General features: G+C 61.5%; 17 protein-coding genes and 1 tRNA gene. 17 read left to right on the top strand and 1 reads right to left on the bottom strand.

What is annotated here, in order from left to right:
- Positions 1–171: 171 nt before the first annotated feature.
- The 15 genes from GT495_RS03130 to ffh all read left to right on the top strand — a co-directional run bounded on the left by GT495_RS03130 (position 172) and on the right by ffh (position 15,318).
- Positions 172–246 (top strand) — tRNA-Asn (locus tag GT495_RS03130).
- A gap of 161 nt (positions 247–407) precedes the next feature.
- The gene (locus GT495_RS03125; RefSeq protein WP_192924116.1) at positions 408–797 is read left to right on the top strand and encodes an Asp23/Gls24 family envelope stress response protein; all 390 of its coding nucleotides are present in this window, start codon (positions 408–410) and stop codon (positions 795–797) included.
- A gap of 27 nt (positions 798–824) precedes the next feature.
- Positions 825–2,486 carry a DAK2 domain-containing protein gene (locus GT495_RS03120; protein WP_161161449.1) on the top strand — a complete coding sequence of 554 codons (1,662 nt, stop codon included), beginning with the start codon at positions 825–827 and terminating at the stop codon, positions 2,484–2,486.
- Between the two features lie 10 nt (positions 2,487–2,496).
- Positions 2,497–4,674 (top strand): ATP-dependent DNA helicase RecG, encoded by a 2,178-nt coding sequence (locus GT495_RS03115; RefSeq protein WP_161161448.1) that lies wholly within the window; start codon positions 2,497–2,499, stop codon positions 4,672–4,674.
- Entirely contained in the window at positions 4,671–5,321 is a 651-nt protein-coding gene (gene rsmD / locus GT495_RS03110) for a 16S rRNA (guanine(966)-N(2))-methyltransferase RsmD (protein ID WP_138374827.1), read from the top strand. The genes GT495_RS03115 and rsmD overlap by 4 nt, the downstream gene beginning before the upstream one ends.
- Complete coding sequence (gene coaD, locus GT495_RS03105; RefSeq protein WP_138374828.1) at positions 5,314–5,811, top strand: pantetheine-phosphate adenylyltransferase; 498 nt, start codon at positions 5,314–5,316, stop codon at positions 5,809–5,811. Before rsmD ends, coaD begins: the two co-directional genes overlap by 8 nt.
- Positions 5,812–5,879: 68 nt before the next feature.
- Positions 5,880–6,377, top strand: coding sequence for an ATPase (locus GT495_RS03100; RefSeq protein WP_040358176.1), 498 nt, complete (start codon positions 5,880–5,882; stop codon positions 6,375–6,377).
- Entirely contained in the window at positions 6,377–6,931 is a 555-nt protein-coding gene (locus GT495_RS03095) for a DUF177 domain-containing protein (protein ID WP_055309521.1), read from the top strand. Before GT495_RS03100 ends, GT495_RS03095 begins: the two co-directional genes overlap by 1 nt.
- Positions 6,932–6,995: 64 nt before the next feature.
- A complete protein-coding gene (rpmF, locus tag GT495_RS03090) occupies positions 6,996–7,175 on the top strand; it encodes a 50S ribosomal protein L32 (RefSeq protein ID WP_022094017.1) in 180 nt (59 codons plus the stop codon).
- An 87-nt stretch (positions 7,176–7,262) separates the two neighbouring features.
- On the top strand, positions 7,263–8,282 hold the full coding sequence (gene plsX / locus GT495_RS03085; protein WP_161161447.1) for a phosphate acyltransferase PlsX: 1,020 nt from the start codon (positions 7,263–7,265) through the stop codon (positions 8,280–8,282).
- Between the two features lie 114 nt (positions 8,283–8,396).
- Entirely contained in the window at positions 8,397–8,639 is a 243-nt protein-coding gene (locus tag GT495_RS03080; protein WP_161161446.1) for an acyl carrier protein, read from the top strand.
- A gap of 3 nt (positions 8,640–8,642) precedes the next feature.
- Positions 8,643–9,368 (top strand): ribonuclease III, encoded by a 726-nt coding sequence (gene rnc, locus GT495_RS03075; protein ID WP_161161445.1) that lies wholly within the window; start codon positions 8,643–8,645, stop codon positions 9,366–9,368.
- Between the two features lie 10 nt (positions 9,369–9,378).
- Positions 9,379–12,915 carry a chromosome segregation protein SMC gene (smc, locus tag GT495_RS03070; RefSeq protein ID WP_161161444.1) on the top strand — a complete coding sequence of 1,179 codons (3,537 nt, stop codon included), beginning with the start codon at positions 9,379–9,381 and terminating at the stop codon, positions 12,913–12,915.
- Positions 12,915–13,832 (top strand): signal recognition particle-docking protein FtsY, encoded by a 918-nt coding sequence (gene ftsY / locus GT495_RS03065; RefSeq protein WP_161161443.1) that lies wholly within the window; start codon positions 12,915–12,917, stop codon positions 13,830–13,832. The genes smc and ftsY overlap by 1 nt, the downstream gene beginning before the upstream one ends.
- Positions 13,833–13,842: 10 nt before the next feature.
- On the top strand, positions 13,843–15,318 hold the full coding sequence (gene ffh / locus GT495_RS03060; protein ID WP_161161442.1) for a signal recognition particle protein: 1,476 nt from the start codon (positions 13,843–13,845) through the stop codon (positions 15,316–15,318).
- A gap of 115 nt (positions 15,319–15,433) precedes the next feature.
- On the opposite strand, the gene GT495_RS03055 is transcribed toward ffh, so the two are convergent.
- Positions 15,434–16,198, bottom strand: a complete 765-nt coding sequence (locus GT495_RS03055) for a DUF134 domain-containing protein (protein ID WP_161161441.1) — start codon at positions 16,196–16,198, stop codon at positions 15,434–15,436.
- A gap of 218 nt (positions 16,199–16,416) precedes the next feature.
- Here GT495_RS03055 and thyA point away from each other — a divergent pair, with 218 nt between their 5' ends.
- Together thyA and GT495_RS03045 are read left to right on the top strand one after the other, a co-directional pair.
- Positions 16,417–17,265: a thymidylate synthase gene (thyA, locus tag GT495_RS03050; protein ID WP_161161440.1), complete on the top strand. Its 849-nt coding sequence runs from the start codon at positions 16,417–16,419 to the stop codon at positions 17,263–17,265.
- A 9-nt stretch (positions 17,266–17,274) separates the two neighbouring features.
- Positions 17,275–17,793: a dihydrofolate reductase gene (locus GT495_RS03045; protein ID WP_138374836.1), complete on the top strand. Its 519-nt coding sequence runs from the start codon at positions 17,275–17,277 to the stop codon at positions 17,791–17,793.
- Positions 17,794–17,847 lie beyond the last annotated feature (54 nt).

Genomic DNA, 17,847 nt, shown 5'->3' with positions numbered 1-17,847 from the left:
AGGTATCGGGTTCCCACATTCATCCGCACATGTGCGGATGAATGTGGGAGGTGTTCGGATAAAGTTGATAATCAAGGCCAATGACTAGGTCGGAAAATTTCTTAAAAAAGTTCTTGCCCTGAGCTGATTCGTCCGTATAATAAACATCGTTGCTTGAGAGCACGCACCTATTCCTCGGTAGCTCAATGGTAGAGCACGCGGCTGTTAACCGCGCTGTTGTAGGTTCGAGTCCTACCCGGGGAGCCAGGTTGTAAAACCCGTCGCTTATGCGGCGGGTTTTTTCATGCCGCGATCGCTGTTCGCGAACGTTACCGTATCAACATTTCGTGTCGAGGATGTAATCCCGAGGCCCGCCACCTCAACATGGCGCGGTCGTTGTAGAATATTCCAATGATTGCTCCCACGAGATGGTGCCGCGAGCACCAGATAAGGAGATTCTTGTGTCTGAGACCATTAACGGCAGCCTGAGCGTCTCGAACGACGTTATTGCCGATATTGCCGGTTATGCCGCGATGACGTGCTATGGCGTCGTCGGTATGGCCGAACAGCTCCAGGGCGCCGAGAGCGTGCGCCTGCTTGCCGGTCAGCGCCTCCGCAAGGGCGTGCTTGTCTCCGCCGACGGGAACGGCCTTACGGTCGATCTTCACGTCGTGCTCGAGAACGGCGTCAACATGAAGTCCGTCTGCCACAATCTTTCGAGCTCCGTTGCCTTTACCCTGCAGGAGATCGCCCAGATCGATCCCGCCAGCCTTAAGATCGGCATCCATATCGACGCGCTCAAGAGCCGTCTGAACTAGCATCCGAAAACGGAGATTCAAATACCCATGATTGCAAAGACCATTCGCACCTGTTTTCCGATCGCTGCGGCTGCCGTTTCCGACAAGGCCGAGGAGATCAACAAGCTCAACGTCTTCCCCGTACCCGACGGCGACACCGGCACCAACATGTCGCTCACGCTCGCCTCGGTGACCAAGGAGCTTTCCGCCCTTCCCGCCGATGCCGATATGGAGGCCATCGCCGGCGCCATCACCCACGGCTCCCTGATGGGTGCCCGCGGTAACTCCGGAGTCATCACCTCGCAGATTCTGCGCGGCGTGGCCGAGGGTCTTGTCTCTGCCGACGAGCCTATTACGTCCGCCAACATTGCCTTCGCCTTCCGTCGTGCCGTCAAGGTTGCCTTCCAGGCTGTCCGCAAGCCCATCGAGGGCACGATCCTCACGGTCCTGCGCGATGTCTCGACCAAGGCCGATGAGTGCGAGAAGAAGAAGTTCTCGGCCGAGGATGCGCTCGATGCTATCGTCGTCGAGGCGTACCAGTCCGTCGCCCGCACGCCCGACCTGCTGCCCGTTCTGAAGGAGAACGGCGTGGTCGACTCCGGCGCCTTTGGCTTCGCCATCTTCCTTGAGAACTTTGTGGCTGCAGCACTTGGCCGCAGCACCGTTGTCGAGGATTTCTCCGCCACGTTTGATTCCGCTGTCTCTGCCCGCGACGCGGCCCTTGGTCGCGTTGAGATCGAGGCCAACGACGATTGGGAGGGCTCGGAGTTCCGCTACTGCAACGAGTTCCTGTTTAAGGCCGACGCCCCGTTTGACGAGGACGAGTGCCTTAAGTTCCTGGGTTCCATGGGCGACTGCGAGCTTCTCGTGGGCGCCTATCCCGACTACAAGATCCATGTGCACTCCAACACCCCCAACCTGGTGCTCGAGCACATGCTGCAGCTCGGTCAGATCTATGAGGTCTTTATCCACAACATGGAGATGGAGGCCCACGACCGTACCGCCAAGATCCACGAGGATCAGGAAAAGGCCGCCGAGCCCGCCAAGGCGCTGGGCTTTGTCGCCGTTGCCGCCGGTTCGGGCGAGGCCGACATCCTCAAGTCCCTCGGCGTTGACGTGATCGTCTCGGGTGGCCAGACCATGAACCCCTCGACCGCCGATCTGCTGGGCGCCGTCGACCAGGTCAACGCGACCTCGGTCATCATCCTGCCCAACAACGGCAACATCCGCATGGCTGCCGAGGCCGCTGCCTCTGCCTGCACCGATAAGAAGGTCGCCGTCGTTCCCACCAAGACCGTTCCCCAGGCGTTCTCCGCGCTGTTCGCCGTCCTGCCCGATTCCGAGCTCGAGGACGCCGTCGCCGCCATGGTCGACGCCATCAGCGAGGTCCGCGATGGCGAGGTCACCCGCGCCGTGCGCGATTCCAGCGCCTCGGACGGCTCTCCGATTCACTCCGGTGACGTCATGGGCATCATCGCCGGTTCCATCGACGTGGTCGGCTCCGATGTGAAACAGGTCACCCTCGACTGCATCAACCGTATGCAGGAGGAAGAGGAAGGCGACGCGCTGACGATTCTGGCCGGCGAGGAGCTGTCCGACGAGGCCTTCCAGGAGATCGTCGACGCCATCGAGGAGGCTCAGCCCGACTTGGAGATTGATGCCCATCGTGGCGAGCAGCCGCTCTATCCCGTGATCTTCTCGATCGAGTAGGCATCTGAGCATGTCCGAGCTATGCTCCGTGCCGCGCGTCTCGGAGCGCTTTGCCCAGAGCAATGCGCTCGGCGAGGATATCGCGCGACTCAAATATGTTTCGGGTAAACGTGAGGAGGCCCTTCGCCGTCTGGGAATCCGGACGGTGGGGGACCTCCTTCTCCATATCCCGCATCGATATCTGGACTTTACCCGCTCATGGTCCATCGAGATGGCGCCCATCGGGACCGTGTGCACCATCGTTGCCACGGTCGACCGCATTGTTCAAAAGCAGCCTCGTCCGCGCATGCAGGTGACCGAGGTATCGCTCGTGGATGACACGGGTGTGCTGCAGGTCGCCTTTTTCCGCCAGCCCTGGATTGCCCAGCAGCTTAAGCGGGGTGACCGTCTGGCCGTGATGGGTAAGGTCGAGTTTGCCTACGGCTTTAAGCAGATGGCCTCGCCGCATTTTGAAAAGCTTGAGGATGGTCGTGCCGCGGGTACCATTTTGCCGGTCCACTACGTAAGTGATGGCGTAAGCCAGGCATGGATGCGTCGCATTGTGAGCGGTGCTCTTGAGCTCGTCGGCAATCCCTTTGATCCCATCCCGGCACCGCTGCGCGCAAAGCGCAAGCTCATGAGCAATGCCCGTGCGCTTCGTTCGATTCACTTTCCCTCGAGTATGGCCGAGTGCGACATTGCGCGCCGCCGTTTGGCCTATGAGGAATGCCTGTACCTGCAGCTCGCGCTTCGTCTGCGCAATGACGGCGGCTTGGTCGAGGTGGTTCCCTACGCCCACACCGCGGGTGAGCACCTTGTTGCTCTTAGGCAGGCCCTGCTGTTTTCGCTGAGCGACGAGCAGGAGGCTGCATTCCAGGATATTTTGCACGATATGTGCGATGATACGCGCGTCATGAACCGTCTGCTGCTGGGCGATGTCGGTACCGGCAAGACGGCCGTTGCCGCCTGTGCGTTGGCCGTAGCCGTCGATAGCGGCACCCAGGCCTGCGTCATGGCGCCTACGGGCGTGCTGGCTCGTCAGTATGCCGATAAGACCGGCCCTTTGCTCTCTCAGGCCGGCATGTCTTGGGCGCTCCTGACGGGCGCCACGCCGGCGGCGGAGCGCGAGCTCATCCATTCGCAGCTGGAATCGGGCGAGCTTGACGTGCTCTTTGGTACGCATGCCGTGCTTTCCGAAGACGTGAATTTTAAGCACTTGTCGCTCGTGGTCATCGACGAACAACACCGCTTTGGCGTGGGCCAGCGCAATGCCTTGCGCGCGAAGGGTCCCGGCGCGGACCTGCTCGTCATGACGGCGACGCCCATCCCGCGCACGCTGGCGCTCTCGGTCTACGGCGACCTGGACACGAGCATCATTCGCCATCGTCCCGTCCCGGGTGCCGGCGTGACGACGCGCGTCCTTACCGAGTCGAGCCGCGACCTGGCCTATGGTGCCATCCGTGAGGCACACGAGAAGGGCCAGCAGGCCTACGTGATCTGTCCGCTTGTGGAGCCGAGTGACTCGGCCGACGAGCTCGAGGATGTGCCCGGTATCGCCCGTGACGACGAGGGCCGCGTGACCGTCCCCGTGCCGCTGCACGATACGGCAACCGAGCTCGACCGCCTGCGCCTGGCGCTGCCGGGTCTTACTGTCGAGCGCCTCCACGGCCGCATGCGGGCGGGGGAGAAGGATCGCGTGATCGACGCCTTTAAACGCGGCGAGATTGACGTGCTCGTCTCGACCACCGTGGTCGAGGTGGGCGTCGACGTGCCCAATGCCACCGTGATGGTCATCGAGAACGGTGAGCGCTTTGGTTTGGCCGCCCTGCATCAGCTTCGTGGACGTGTGGGCCGTGGTACCGTGGCGGGCACATGCCTGGTCATGACGCACTCCAAGGGCAACGGTGGTACATCGGCGGCACAAGATCGCCTGCAGTCGCTCGAGAAGACCGCAGATGGCTTTACGCTTGCACAGATGGACCTGCGACTTCGCCACGAGGGCGAAATCTTGGGTTACCGTCAGCATGGTGGCGTGACCCTGCGTTTTGTCGACCTTGATGCCGATGAGGAGCTCATCGAGTGGGCGCATTTGGACGCGGTCGAGCTCTTGCGGTATGCTAGTAATCTTGACTCTGTGGCGACGCGTCCCCTGCGCGATGCGGTCGCCAAGCGATATCGACATATTTTTAAGGAGGTCAGCGGAGGATGAGAATCATCGGCGGTGAATGGCGCGGTCGCAAGATCGAAGAACCGCGCGGTCGCGATGTTACGCGTCCGACGACCGACCGCGTGCGCGAGGCGTGTGCATCCATGGTCCTATCGGCCTTCGGCTTTGATTTGGACGAGGTTCGCGTACTGGATGCCTTTGGCGGCTCCGGTGCCCTAGGCATCGAGATGCTCTCGCGGGGCGCCCGTTCGCTCACGACGTTCGAGATCGATCGCAATGCCGCGAGGCTCATAACCAAGAATATCGAGTCGCTCTGTCGCGATCGCGCGCGTTGGCGTGTGGTGACGGGCGATGTCCTTGCGAGCGCTTCGCGCGGCCGCGTGCCGGGCGGCCCCTTCGATCTGGTCTTGCTCGACCCGCCCTATGCTTTTGGTGCCAAGCCGGTCGATGAGCTGCTGCAGAACCTGGCCCAGCAGGGTCTGCTCACCCCGGGCGCCTATGCTCTGTTTGAGCATGCTGCCGCCGACGCGGGTGCACATCCTGCCGGCTTTGTAACCGTGCGTGAGAAACGCTATGGCATCACCTCGGTCGATCTGCTCCGTTGGGTCGGCGAGGGCGAGGATGACGACATCGCCACCGATGCCGATGACAGCGACGGCACGACGTTTCAGGAGGATGCCCATGAGTGACACCATTAACCGCGTCATCGTTCCGGGTACCTTCGATCCCATCACGTTTGGCCATATCGACGTCATCCGCCGCGCCCGCCGCATTTTTCCCAGTGTGATCGTGGCCGTTGCCGAGTCGCAGGGCAAAAACGGCGTGGGCACCACGTTTACGCTCGATGAACGCGTGGCGCTGGCCCGTGAGGCACTCGGTGATATCGATGGCGTCGAGGTCCTGCCCTTTACCGGACTGCTCGTCGACTTTGCTCGCGAGCAGGGTGCCGGTGCCGTGGTCAAGGGCCTACGCGCCATGACCGACTTTGAGTATGAGCTGCAGCAAGCCGACCTCAACTACCGCTTGGATAACGAGCTGGAGTCCATCTTTGTCATGAGTGCTCCGCAGTATGGCTACATCTCGAGCTCGGTTGTACGCCAGATCGCCTCGCTCGGTAGTGATGTTTCGACGTTTGTGCCGGCTAATGTGGTCGAGGCGCTTAAACATCGCTTTTCGTGACGTTTTTTATTGCCAGGTGGCATGTGGTAAACTAGCACGATGATATGTTACCTATGAAAGGAGACCGGATGCCGGGCGAGAATTTTCCTGGCGATAGGATCGTCAGCTTGGTCGATGAGCTCGAAGGGCTGATCGAGGAAGCCAAGCCGCCTTTCGGCAAGAACGCTCAGTTCAAGGTCATCGACGCCGACGTGTTCTTCAACATCCTCGACGAGATCCGCATGAGCTATCCCGAGGAGTGGCAGAAGTCCCGCCGTATCCTTAAGGAGCGCGAGGAGCTTATGGCTTCCGCCGCCGCTCAGGCCGATTCCATCATCGCCGACGCTCAGCAGCAGGCCCTCACCATTGCCGGTGAGCAGGAGATCGTCCGCCTTGCGCAGCAGCAGGCCGACGACATCCGCGATCGTGCCCAGCAGTACGAGCGCGAGACGCGTTATGCTGCCGAGGACTACGCAGAGCAGGTCTTTACGCACCTGGAGGAGAACCTCAAGAGCCTGACCGGCACCGTTACCCGTTGCCGTCAGCAGCTCAACGAGGGTGCCGCCCAGCAGAATGGTCAGTGGTAATGGCTGAGTTCCCGAGCGTTACCGTCGATCTTTCCGAGCAGCTCGAGTTTCCTGGAGATTCGTATCCGCTGACCGGTAAGGTCGATGTCGCCACCTACACGGTGGGCGAGAAGGAGTACCAGCTACAGGACGGCATCGACTACGACGTTGTCTTTACCAATGCCGGTACCGGTGTCTTGCTCACGGGCATGGTTCGCGCGCACGCCACCGGCGAGTGCGACCGTTGCCTGGAGCCCGCCTCGTTTGATATCGCCGGCGAGATCGAGGAGTTCTACCTCTTTGAGGAGCCCGAGGATCCCGAGGCCTACGAGGACGGCTACGAGCTCCTGGGTGAGGACCGTATCGTTGATCTGGGTGAGCCTATCAATGACGCGGTCGTTATGGACACGCCGTTTGTGGTGCTCTGCAAGCCCGATTGCCGTGGTCTGTGCCCCACATGCGGTTGCAATCTCAACGTCGAGCAATGCGATTGCGCCGCCCAGGCAGAGGCAGAATGGGCCGCTGCCACGGAAAATCCATTTGCAGCATTGAAGAATCTCAAGCTTGATGAGTAAAACTGTGGTAGTATCGCTACTTGCGCGTAATCGCCACACTGGATAGTTCATAAGGAAGGTCACTATGCCCGTACCTAAACAAAAGCAGGGTCGTATCCGCACTCACACCCGTCGTTCCGCCAACATGAAGATCTCGGCTGCGGCTCAGTCCACGTGCCCCCGTTGCGGTGCTGTCAAGCTCCCGCATCACGTGTGCCCCAGCTGCGGTTTCTACAAGGACCGCGAGGTTATCGTTACCGAGTAACGGTATACTCTGGATGCGATGCCGTTCCAAATGGAACCACAATGGCCGGCTCAATGAGTCGGCCATTTTTGTATAAGGAGCATTTATATGAGTAACGTTCGCGTTTGTGTAGACGTTGTGGGCGGAGACGAGAAACCTCAGGTTGTTCTCGATGGTATCGAGGCTGCGCTTGCCGCCGATCCCGATATCGAGGTCTTGGCAGCTGGCTCCGCCGAAATCGTCAATCCCTTTGCCGCCTCCCATGCGCGCGTCGAGGCCCTGGAGGCACCCGACGTTATCGCCATGGATGACGATCCCATTCGCGCCGTGATGACCAAGCGTAAGTCGTCGATCGTGCTTTCTTGCCGCGCCATTAAGAAGGGCAACGCGGATGCGTTCTTCTCCGCCGGCTCCACCGGTGCCATGACCGCCGCCGCCACCGCCTATGTGACGCCGTTTAGGTATCAGGCCGAAGGCAAGAAGCAGCCGGTGCGCCCCTGTCTGACCAATGCGCTGCCCAATCGCGCCGGCGGTCTGACGGTGCTGTGCGACATGGGTGCCAACCCCGATGTGGAGGTCGATGACATGGTGCGTTTTGCCCAGATGGGTAGCGCCTATGCCCGCGTCGTCCTGGGCATCGAGCATCCTCGCGTGGGCCTGCTTGCCAACGGCACCGAGGATGAGAAGGGCTCCAACTTTACCAAGGCCTGTTTCCCTGCTATGAAGGCCGCCGTTCCCGGCTTTGTTGGTAACTGCGAGGGCACCGACCTCACCTCAGGTAACTTCGATGTCGTCGTTGCCGATGGCATGTCGGGTAATATCGCTCTCAAAGCTACCGAGGGCGCTGCCAAGTTTTTGCTGCAGGAGCTCAAGGGCGCCTTTATGGCCTCGCTCGGCACCAAGATCGCCGCGCTGCTCATCAAAAAGCAGATGCGCGAGATTAAGGCCAAGCTCTCTGGCGATGCCAAGGGCGGCGCCATCCTGCTGGGCCTGCGTGGTGTTGTCTTGATCGGCCACGGCGCCACGTCGGTCGAGGCCGTCAAAAACGGCACGCTCGCCGCGGCTGAGGCCGTACGTGCCGGACTGGTCGAGAACGTCGCCAACTCCATGGACGGCATCGTTTTATAACAGCGGCGTTATGCGCCTCGGGGCGTGCGTCGTGGGGTAGAATCAGAACCGTGTCTTGGTACCGCCCGGGCGGTACCATTCTTTTGGTATTCATGCACTATGAGAGGAAGCGCTATGGACCGCTCCGAAATCTTCGACAAGATCGCCGAGGTCACTGCTGACGTTCTGGGCGTCGATGTTGCCGAAATTAGCGATGAGACCACCTTTGACGACCTCGATGCCAACTCGCTCGAGCGCCTGCAGCTGGTTACGGCTATCGAGGACGAGTTCGACCTCGAGATCGATGATGAGACCCTGCTCTCGCTCAACTCTGTCGCCGACGCCGTCGACGCTATCGAAGCTGCCAAGGAGGCCTAAGTCTTGGCTTTATCCGAACGACTTACGAGCGCCCAGGAGATTCTGGGCCATGAGTTCAATGACAAGGTGCTGCTGCGCGCAGCCCTCACGCATCCTTCGGCCGTCGAAGGCCAGCCAGTCTCGGCAAGCTACGAGCGCTTGGAGTTTTTGGGCGATTCCATTTTGGGTGCCGTCGTCGCCCGCTCGCTCTTTGAGTCCTATCCCGAGTTTGACGAGGGCAAGCTCACCCGCTTGAAGGTGTCGCTCGTCTCGGGCGCCACGTTGTCTGAAGTGTCCCACGAGCTGGGTATCGACGACATCATCATCTTTGGTGCCTCCGAGACCGGTACGGGCGCACGCGGCCTGCATTCGGCGCTCGAGAACGTCTATGAGTCGCTCGTGGGCGCGCTGTACCTGGATGCTGGTTGGGATGCCGCGGCGGAGTTTATTCACCGCACGCTTAAGCCGCACCTGGCTACCGAGCGTGCCGAACACCCTGCGAACCCCAAGTCGTTTTTGCAGGAGTGCGTGCAGGCCGACGGCCACGAGCCTCCGGCGTATAAGCTGATCGGATCCGAGGGTCCGGCGCATGCGCCCACCTTTACCGCCGTGGTGTTGATCGATGGCATTCGTCAGGGTCGCGGCACCGGTTCCTCTAAGAAGGAAGCCGAGGGAGCCGCCGCGCTCGAGGCGCTCGACCGTATGGGTTACACCACCAATGGCGTGATTCTCAACAAGAAGCCTGTTTAAGCGAGGAACCGTGTATCTCAAGTCCCTCACGCTCAAAGGGTTCAAGTCGTTTGCCGACCGCGCCCATATGTCATTTGAGCCGGGCCTGACCGTAATCGTCGGTCCCAACGGCTCGGGAAAATCGAACATCTCCGACTCGATTCTGTGGGTCCTGGGCGAGCAGAGCGCCAAGCAGCTGCGCGGTCAGGCCATGGAGGATGTCATCTTCTCGGGCTCGTCGGCGCGCAAGCCGGTGGGTGTGGCCGAGGTCACGTTGGTGCTCGATAACTCGGACCATATGCTGCCTGTCGACTTTGACGAAGTCGCCATCACCCGTCGCATGTATCGCTCGGGCGAGAGCGAGTACCTCATTAACTCGAGTCCGTGCCGCTTGATGGACATTCAGGACATCCTGCACGATTCGGGCCTGGGCAAGGATACGCATTCCATCATCAGTCAGGGCAAGCTCGACGCCATTTTGCAGAGCCGCCCCGAGGAGCGCCGCGCCCTCATCGAGGAAGCCGCCGGTATCTCCAAGCACAAGCGTCGCAAGGAGCGTGCGCTTAAAAAGATCAAGTCGATGGACGAGCACCTGACCCGTGCCCGCGACATCAATAAGGAAATCGCCCGCCAGCTGCGTCCGCTGGAGCGTCAGGTCGATCGCGCGCGCAAGTACAAGGAGCTGTCCTCGCGCGCAAACGAGCTTACGCAGATGCTGGCCGTTGACGAGCTGCGTTCCCTGCAGTCGCAGTGGAACGATCTGGAGAGCCGCTCCAAAGAGGGCGCGGCCGAGCTTGAGCTAGCGCAGTACCGCTTGGGCGAGAAAGAGCGTGAGCTCGAGAAGCTTCAGGTCATGCTCGAGGAAAAAGGCCTGTTTGTGGGCGATCTGGGCGAGCAACGCCGTCATATGCAAGACGTGGTCGGCCGCATTAACTCAGACATGCGCCTGCTCGAGGAAAAGGGTCACAACATGGTGTCGCGCCTGTCCGACATGCGCGGACAGATCTCGGGCTCCGAGCATCAGCGCCGTCGCGTGGTCGAGGAACTCGAGGATGCGCGCGCCCAGCTCGAGGAAGTGACCGGCGCGCATATGCAGGCCCAGGAGGACGTTAACGCCGCCGGACCTGCCGCCGCTGCTCTCCACGAGCGTCGCGTGGCGCTCGACAATCAGATTTCGCAGCTCACACGTGAGCAGCGCGATGTGCAGCGCGTTGCCGATAACGCCGCGCTCGAGCTTGCCAAGGTGAAGGACTCGCTGAGCAACGCCGAGGTCGAGGACAACATGTACGCCTCGCGCCTGGAGCAGATTGACGAGCAGCTCGAGGAGGTTACGGCCTCGCTCGAGAGCCGTCGCGACCGCGCTGAGGAGCTCGAAGGCGCACTCGATCAGGCTCGTCAAGCCCAGGTCGATGCTCGCGAGACCACCGAGGTCGCCCGCGCTGCCCTTAAGGACCTGCGTGCCCGCGAGAGCGAGGCGCGCAACAAGCTGTCCGAGGTGCGCTCGGAGCTTGCCAGCCAAAAGAAACTCGATGCCCGTATGGCCGACAGCTCGCCGCTCGTGAGCCGACTGGTGGGGGCGTTGGGCGATGACATAACGGGTCGCCTGGGTGATGTGCTCGAAGCCCCGCGCGAACTCGAAGGCCTGGTGGAGCAGCTGCTTGCCGGCGATATCGATGCCCTGTTGTTTGATGACGCTGATGCGCTCGAGCGCGCCGGGCGTGCCGCCCTGGACCAGAAGAAGGCCTCGGGCGAGGCACTGCTGGTGGCGCGCGGCGTGAGCGGCGGTGCAGCTGCCAAGGGCGCTGCCGGCTCTCGTCTGGTCGATCGTCTGTCTGTGCGCGCCGGTTATGGTCCGATTGTCGAGGCGCTGCTCGGCGGCTATTACGTGGTCGATGACTTGGCCACCGCGCTGACTGCGCCTGTCGTTGACGGTGTGACCTACGTGACTCCCGATGGCGCCCGCGTGTGCTGCGGCGGCTTGGTGCGCGTGGGGCTCGATGCCGGCGAGGCTTCGGGTGCCTTGGAGCGCAAGCGCCGCATCCGTGAGCTCGAGGGCCTGGAGCCCGATCTGGCTGCTATCTTTGAGCATGTTTCGGACCAAGTCGTCGAGGCCAACGCCGCCGTCGAGGAGGCCCGTGCTGCCGAGGGCGATGCCGCCGGCGAGATTGCCCGCCTTGAGGGTGAGCGTCGCTCGCTACTGTCCGAGATCGGCCGCCTTGAGCAAAGCGCCAACAACGCCGAGGTCGAGCGCGTGCGCATTTCCAAGCGCCGTGAGCAGGCCGCCGAGGCCGTCCGTGCCGCTCGTCCACGCGTGGATGAACTTACTCGCTCGCGTGACGAAGCTCGTGCGCAGGCGAGTGACTTGGGCTTGCAGATTGCCGAGGCCAACGATGAGCTCGACCGTGTGCGCCGCGATGACTCCGAGGCCGCCGGTAAGCTCGCCGATGCCAAGGTACGTCTGGCCCAGACGAGCGAGCGCCTGCGTTCGCTGAAGGGCCGCGTTCCCGATCTGGAGCATCGTCTGGAGGGTATCGACCGCCGTATCCGCGGAACGCGCCAGGCTTCGCGCTCGCTTGAGCTGCTGCGACTGCGCGTCGATCCCATGCACGAGCGCTACTCGGCCCTGCTGGAGCGCGCCTCGGACTGGGCCGCACGCCTTCGTGACCAAGCTTCGCTCGAGGAGGCGGACTCCGCCTCGCTCAAGAAGACCATCGAGGACGCCAAGGCCGAAGTCGCTCGCGCCAAAGATAAGGTTGATACCGCCGCCGCGACGCAAAACGAGTTCAAGGTCGCACGCGGTAAGCTCGAGGTGCAGGTGGAGGCGGCCATCAAGGCCATCACCGCCGACGGCACCACGGTGCTCGAGGAAGCGCTCATGCTTCCCGCGCCCACCGACCGTGACGCTGCCGAGCGCGAGCTCAACCAGCTCGTGCGCCAAATCAACAACCTGGGTCCGGTGAATCAGGTTGCCATGGAAGAGTACGAGCAGCTCAAGCGTCGCGCCGATTACATCGAGGAACAGCTGGCCGATCTGGAGAGCGCACGCAAGGCGCTCACCAAAATCACCGTGGCTATCGACCGCAAGATGCGCAAGGCGTTCCTGGTAACATTCGAGAAGGTCGATGCGAACTTCAGAGAGATCTTCGCCATGCTCTTCCCGGGAGGCCAGGCTCATCTGGAGATGACCGACCCAGAGCATCCGGCCGAGACGGGAATCGAGGTCGTGGCGCAGCCGCGCGGCAAACGCATCACCAAGATGATGCTCATGTCGGGCGGCGAGAAGAGCCTGACGGCGCTCGCCCTGCTTTTTGCCGTGTACCGCACGCGCACGGTGCCGTTCTACGTACTGGACGAGGTCGAGGCGGCGCTCGACGACGCCAACTTGTCCAAGCTCATCGGCGCGCTGGACGTGTTGCGTTCTGATACGCAGCTCTTGGTCATTTCGCATCAGCGCCGTACTATGGAGGACGCTGACGTTCTCTACGGCGTCTCGATGCAAGCTGACGGCGTCAGTCGCGTCGTCTCGCAAAAACTCGATCGCGAAACCGGAAAGGTCGTGAATGCGTAATGGGATTCTTTGATGCTCTCTCGCGCGGACTTGAGCGCAGCCGCGAGGCCCTCAACGAGGTCTTCTACTTTGGCGGCGAGGTCGACGAAGATTTTTGGGAGGACCTAGAGGACACGCTCGTCATGGGTGACATGGGTGCCGAGGTCGCCATCCAGGTTTCTGATGACCTGCGCGATGCCGCGGCCAAGAAGAACCTCAAGACAGCCCCACAGCTCCGTCGTGCCCTGGCTGAGCAGCTCGAGCAGCACTTTGTGCCCATTGAGCGCGATCCGTTCGCCGATACGCCGAGTTGCGTGCTGTTTGTGGGCATCAACGGCGCCGGCAAGACCACGACGGTCGGCAAGATCGCGAGCGCCATGGCAGCTCGCGGCAAGAACGTCGTAATCGGTTCGGCCGATACCTTCCGCGCCGCCGCCATCGAACAGCTCGATGTATGGGGCCAGCGCGCCGGCGTTCCCGTCATCAAGCGCGACCGCGGCTCCGATCCGGCGAGCGTGTGCTACGACGTGCTCGACGAGGCCGACAAGCGCGGCAGCGACCTGGTGCTTATCGATACCGCCGGTCGTCTGCACACGAGTCCCGAGCTCATGCGCGAGCTTGCCAAGGTGGTCAACGTGACCCGTAAGCGCGCTGGTCAAATGGCCGCCGGCCCCATGCCCGTCTATGTCGTGCTCGTAATCGATGCCGCGACAGGCCAAAACGGCCTCAACCAGGCGCTTGAGTTTAACGAGGCGCTGGGCCTGGACGGTATTATCATGACAAAGCTCGACGGCACGGCAAAGGGCGGTATCGCCATGGCCGTGGCCGAGAAGCTCAAGCTTCCCATCCTGCGCATCGGCGTGGGCGAGCAGGTCGATGACCTGCAGGAGTTCAATGCCAAAGATTTCTGCCGCGCCCTGGTGGGCGAGTCCAACTAAGGAGTGACTAGTGTTTGATTCTCTGAGCGATCGCCTCAACGACACATTTGACCGTCTGCGCGGCAAGGGTAAGCTGACCGAGGCCGATATCACCTCGGCCATGCGCGACATCCGCATGGCGCTACTCGAGGCCGACGTCAACTTCAAGGTCGTTAAGGAGTTTGTCGCCAAGACCAAGGAGCGCTGCATGACCGCCGAGGTCATGGAGTCGCTGTCGCCGGCGCAAAACGTCGTCAAGATCGTGCTCGACGAGCTCACCGAGATGCTCGGTTCCACCGAGAGCAAGCTCGTCTTTAGCAACCGCATCCCCAACGTCATCATGCTCGTGGGCCTGCAGGGCTCCGGTAAGACTACGGCAGCCGTAAAGCTGGCCTACCTGCTCAAGAAGCAGGGTCGCTCGCCGCTGCTCGCCGCGTGCGACGTCTACCGCCCCGCCGCTGCCGACCAGCTGGCAACGCTCGGCGGCGAGATCGGCGTGCCGGTCTTCCGCGGTGACGGCGCGCACCCGGTCGATATCGCCAAGGGCGCCATCCAGGAGGCCGTCGACCACCTGCGCGACGTGGTCATCGTCGATACCGCCGGTCGCCTGCAGATCGACGAGCAGATGATGCAGGAGGCCGTGGATATCAAGAAGGCCGTCAAGCCCGATCAGGTGCTGATGGTCGTCGATGCCATGACTGGCCAGGATATCGTCAACGTCGTCTCGACGTTTGCCGAGCGCACCGACTTTGACGGCGTGATCATCTCCAAGCTCGATGGTGACGCCCGTGGCGGCGGCGCGCTTTCGGTGCGCCAGGTGACCGGCAAGCCCATCAAGTTTGTTAGCATGGGCGAGAAGCCCGATTCGCTGGAGCCGTTCTACCCCGACCGCATGGCCAAGCGCATCTTGGGCATGGGCGACGTCGTCGGCATCATCGAGAAGGCCCAGGAGGCGGCTGACGCCAAGCAGCTCGAGGCTGCCGAGCGCATGCTGCGTGAGGGCTTCACCATGAACGACATGCTCGAGCAGATGAAGGCCGTCAAGAAGATGGGCGGCATGAAGGGCATCCTGGGCATGCTCCCCGGCGGCCAGCGTGCGCTCAACCAGATGGGCGGCAACCTGGACGAGGGCATCTTCGACAAGAACGAGGCCATCATCATGTCGATGACCAAGGAGGAGCGCCTGCGTCCTTCCATTATCAACGGCCAGCGTCGCGCCCGCATCGCCAAGGGCGCCGGCGTGACCCCCACCGAGGTCAACAGCCTTATGAAGCAGTGGGGCGAGATGAATAAGATGATGGGCCGCATGCGCACAATGGCCAATCAGGCGCAGGCCGGCGGCAAGAAGGGTAAGAAGGGCAAAAAGGGCAAAAAGATGCGCATGCCCAATATTCCCGGTCTGGATGCCATGGGCCTGGGCGGTATGGGTGGCCTAGGAACGGGCGGCCCCAAGTCCGATATGGACCTGCTGCGCCAGATGGAAGCGCAGATGCGCAATAAGAAGTAACGACCAGTTGAGTCGTGTATGGCGAAGGCCGCCTGGATGGTGTTCCAGGCGGCCTTCGCCGTTGTTGCGTAGTTTGTTGTGTGCGTGGCGTGTGTCGGCACCGAGGCGCTTGCCGTTAGTGGCAGCCGCAGCCCTCGTGGCCTTCGTGGTCGTGATGGCCATGGCAACCGCAGGATTCGCCATGCTCGTGGGTGTGTTCGTGGTCGTGTCCGTGGCAGTCGCAGTTGGCTTCGCCGGTCTGCGCGAGCGTGCCCGCGATGAGGGCTTCGACGCAAGCGTCGCAGCTGCCCTGGGCACCTGCGTATACCGTGATGCCGGCTTGGGCAAGCGCGTTGATGGCGCCACCGCCGATGCCGCCGCAGATGAGCGTGTCCACACCGCCGTTGGCGAGCAGGCCCGCCAGGGCGCCGTGGCCGGTGCCGCCGGTGCCCACGACCTGCTCGTTGAGCACCTTGCCGTCCTGAATGTCGTAGATCTTGAACTGCTCGCTGCGGCCAAAGTGCATAAAGATGTTGCCGTTGTCGTACGTCGTTGCCACCCTCATGGTGCCGACCTCCTTTGCTGGCCATGCGGCCGTCGTCGAGGCGATGGGGGAGTACGCGATATTGCCGCCCTCGATGACGAGCGCTCGTCCGTTGACCAGCGCATCGGCCACCTTGCGATGCGCGCGGCTGCAAATGGCCGCCACCGTTGCACGGGCGATGCCCATCTGCTGGGCGACCGCCTCTTGGTTGAGACCTTCCAGGTCGCACAGGCGCAGCACCTCAAGCTCGTCGACGGTCATGTCGATGGCATCACCGCTGGCCAGGCCATCGGGGGTGAAGCCGCGGTATTCGGGGATGATCCCGACGCGGCGCAGTTTTTCGCGTCTTCCTGCCATGCACACTCCTTATCTGACATATGTCAACAATAGGATAACGCGTTAGTCGTTGGGCGCAAGGCATTTCTGGCATATGTCAGAAAAAGGCTAAGATGCCTCGTTGCCGCTTGCGGAGCCGCGCTGCCGTGCATTGCGTGTGCCGGACTAAGTGTCCAATTCGACACTCGCGCGCCTGGGCTACAATAAATCTCGCTTATAGGCGACTGACAGGAGGGTCAATGAGCAAAGCTGATCAGCAGTTTGTAACCATGTGCCGCGATATCTTGGATCATGGCACCACCACCGAGGGCCAAAAGGTCCGTCCGGTGTGGGAGGACGGCACCCCTGCCTATACCATTAAAAACTTTGGTGTCACGGCGCGCTATGATCTGCGCGAGGAGTTCCCCGCGCTCACCCTGCGTCGTACGGCGCTTAAGTCTGCCATGGACGAGATTCTGTGGATCTATCAAAAGAAGTCCAATAACGTGCATGATCTCAACAGCCATATCTGGGATGAGTGGGCCGATGAGACCGGTTCCATCGGTAAAGCCTACGGCTATCAGATTGGTCAGAAGAGCCATTACGCCGAGGGCGACTTCGACCAGATGGACCGTGTGCTGTACGACCTTAAGCACACGCCGTATAGTCGCCGCATTATGACCAATACGTACGTGTTTAGCGATCTGTCCGAGATGCACCTTTATCCGTGCGCCTATAGCGTGACCTATAACGTGACGCAGCGTCCTCTGGACGACAAGCCGACGCTCAACATGATTCTCAATCAGCGCAGCCAGGACATTTTGGCCGCGAACAACTGGAACGTGTGCCAGTACGCCATTTTGCTGATGATGGTCGCGCAGTCGGTCGATATGATTCCCGGTGAGCTGCTGCACGTGATCGCCGACGCCCATATCTATGATCGTCATGTCGATATCGTCCGCGAGCTTATCGAGCGTCCGCAGTTTGCGGCACCCAAGGTAACGCTCAACCCCGATGTGCATGACTTCTATGCGTTTACGACCGATGACCTGATCGTCGAGGGCTATGAGCACGGCCCGCAGGTCAAGAACATTCCCATTGCGGTGTAGGTGGTGCTCATGACGTGTAAGCTATCTGCTATCGTCGCCGTGTGTGACGATTGGGGCATTGGGTGCGAGGGCGACATGGTGGTGTCCAATCGCGCCGATATGCGCCATTTTGTGGCCTGCACCAAGGGCTGCCCGGTTATCATGGGACGCAAGACCCTGCTGAGTTTTCCCGGCGGGCGTCCGCTCAAGAACCGCCGCAATATCGTGCTCACCCGCGACGAGAGCTTTGCCCCCGAGGGCGTCGACGTGGTGCATAGTATCGACGAGGCGCTCGCCGCGGTTGCCGATGAGCCCGTTGCCTGGGTGATCGGTGGCGGCGATGTCTATCGGCATTTTTTGCCGTATTGCGTCGAGGCCGAGGTCACGCATAACCACTGCGTCCATGTCGTGGATACGTACTTTCCCGATTTGGAAGCCGATCCTGCGTGGGAGATTGCGCAGCGTAGCGGGGTCGCGACGATTGCCGCCGGTGAGGGTGACGAGGGCGTCGATTATGAGTTCGTGACGTATCGTCGCATCGAGGCGTAAATCGTCTGGCGTGAACGGTATCATCGGGTTGATTGAATGCATGGGGCGGCGCTT

It is taken from the genome of Collinsella sp. BIOML-A6 (assembly GCF_009875845.1).
GTDB lineage: Bacteria > Actinomycetota > Coriobacteriia > Coriobacteriales > Coriobacteriaceae > Collinsella > Collinsella aerofaciens_H.
Note: the sequence above shows the minus strand (reverse complement) of the source record. Positions and strands in the feature narration are given on the sequence as shown.

Excerpts from the sequence above, each read along its gene's own strand:
- plsX (WP_161161447.1), top strand. The coding sequence starts at position 7,263 with ATGAGTAACGTTCGCGTTTGTGTAGACGTTGTGGGCGGAGACGAGAAA.
- GT495_RS03095 (WP_055309521.1), top strand. The coding sequence starts at position 6,377 with ATGGCTGAGTTCCCGAGCGTTACCGTCGATCTTTCCGAGCAGCTCGAG.
- thyA (WP_161161440.1), top strand. The coding sequence starts at position 16,417 with ATGAGCAAAGCTGATCAGCAGTTTGTAACCATGTGCCGCGATATCTTG.
- GT495_RS03045 (WP_138374836.1), top strand. The coding sequence starts at position 17,275 with ATGACGTGTAAGCTATCTGCTATCGTCGCCGTGTGTGACGATTGGGGC.
- ftsY (WP_161161443.1), top strand. The coding sequence starts at position 12,915 with ATGGGATTCTTTGATGCTCTCTCGCGCGGACTTGAGCGCAGCCGCGAG.
- GT495_RS03100 (WP_040358176.1), top strand. The coding sequence starts at position 5,880 with ATGCCGGGCGAGAATTTTCCTGGCGATAGGATCGTCAGCTTGGTCGAT.
- coaD (WP_138374828.1), top strand. The coding sequence starts at position 5,314 with ATGAGTGACACCATTAACCGCGTCATCGTTCCGGGTACCTTCGATCCC.
- GT495_RS03125 (WP_192924116.1), top strand. The coding sequence starts at position 408 with ATGGTGCCGCGAGCACCAGATAAGGAGATTCTTGTGTCTGAGACCATT.
- rsmD (WP_138374827.1), top strand. The coding sequence starts at position 4,671 with ATGAGAATCATCGGCGGTGAATGGCGCGGTCGCAAGATCGAAGAACCG.
- rpmF (WP_022094017.1), top strand. The coding sequence starts at position 6,996 with ATGCCCGTACCTAAACAAAAGCAGGGTCGTATCCGCACTCACACCCGT.
- GT495_RS03080 (WP_161161446.1), top strand. The coding sequence starts at position 8,397 with ATGGACCGCTCCGAAATCTTCGACAAGATCGCCGAGGTCACTGCTGAC.
- GT495_RS03115 (WP_161161448.1), top strand. The coding sequence starts at position 2,497 with ATGTCCGAGCTATGCTCCGTGCCGCGCGTCTCGGAGCGCTTTGCCCAG.
- GT495_RS03120 (WP_161161449.1), top strand. The coding sequence starts at position 825 with ATGATTGCAAAGACCATTCGCACCTGTTTTCCGATCGCTGCGGCTGCC.
- GT495_RS03055 (WP_161161441.1), bottom strand. The coding sequence starts at position 16,198 with ATGGCAGGAAGACGCGAAAAACTGCGCCGCGTCGGGATCATCCCCGAA.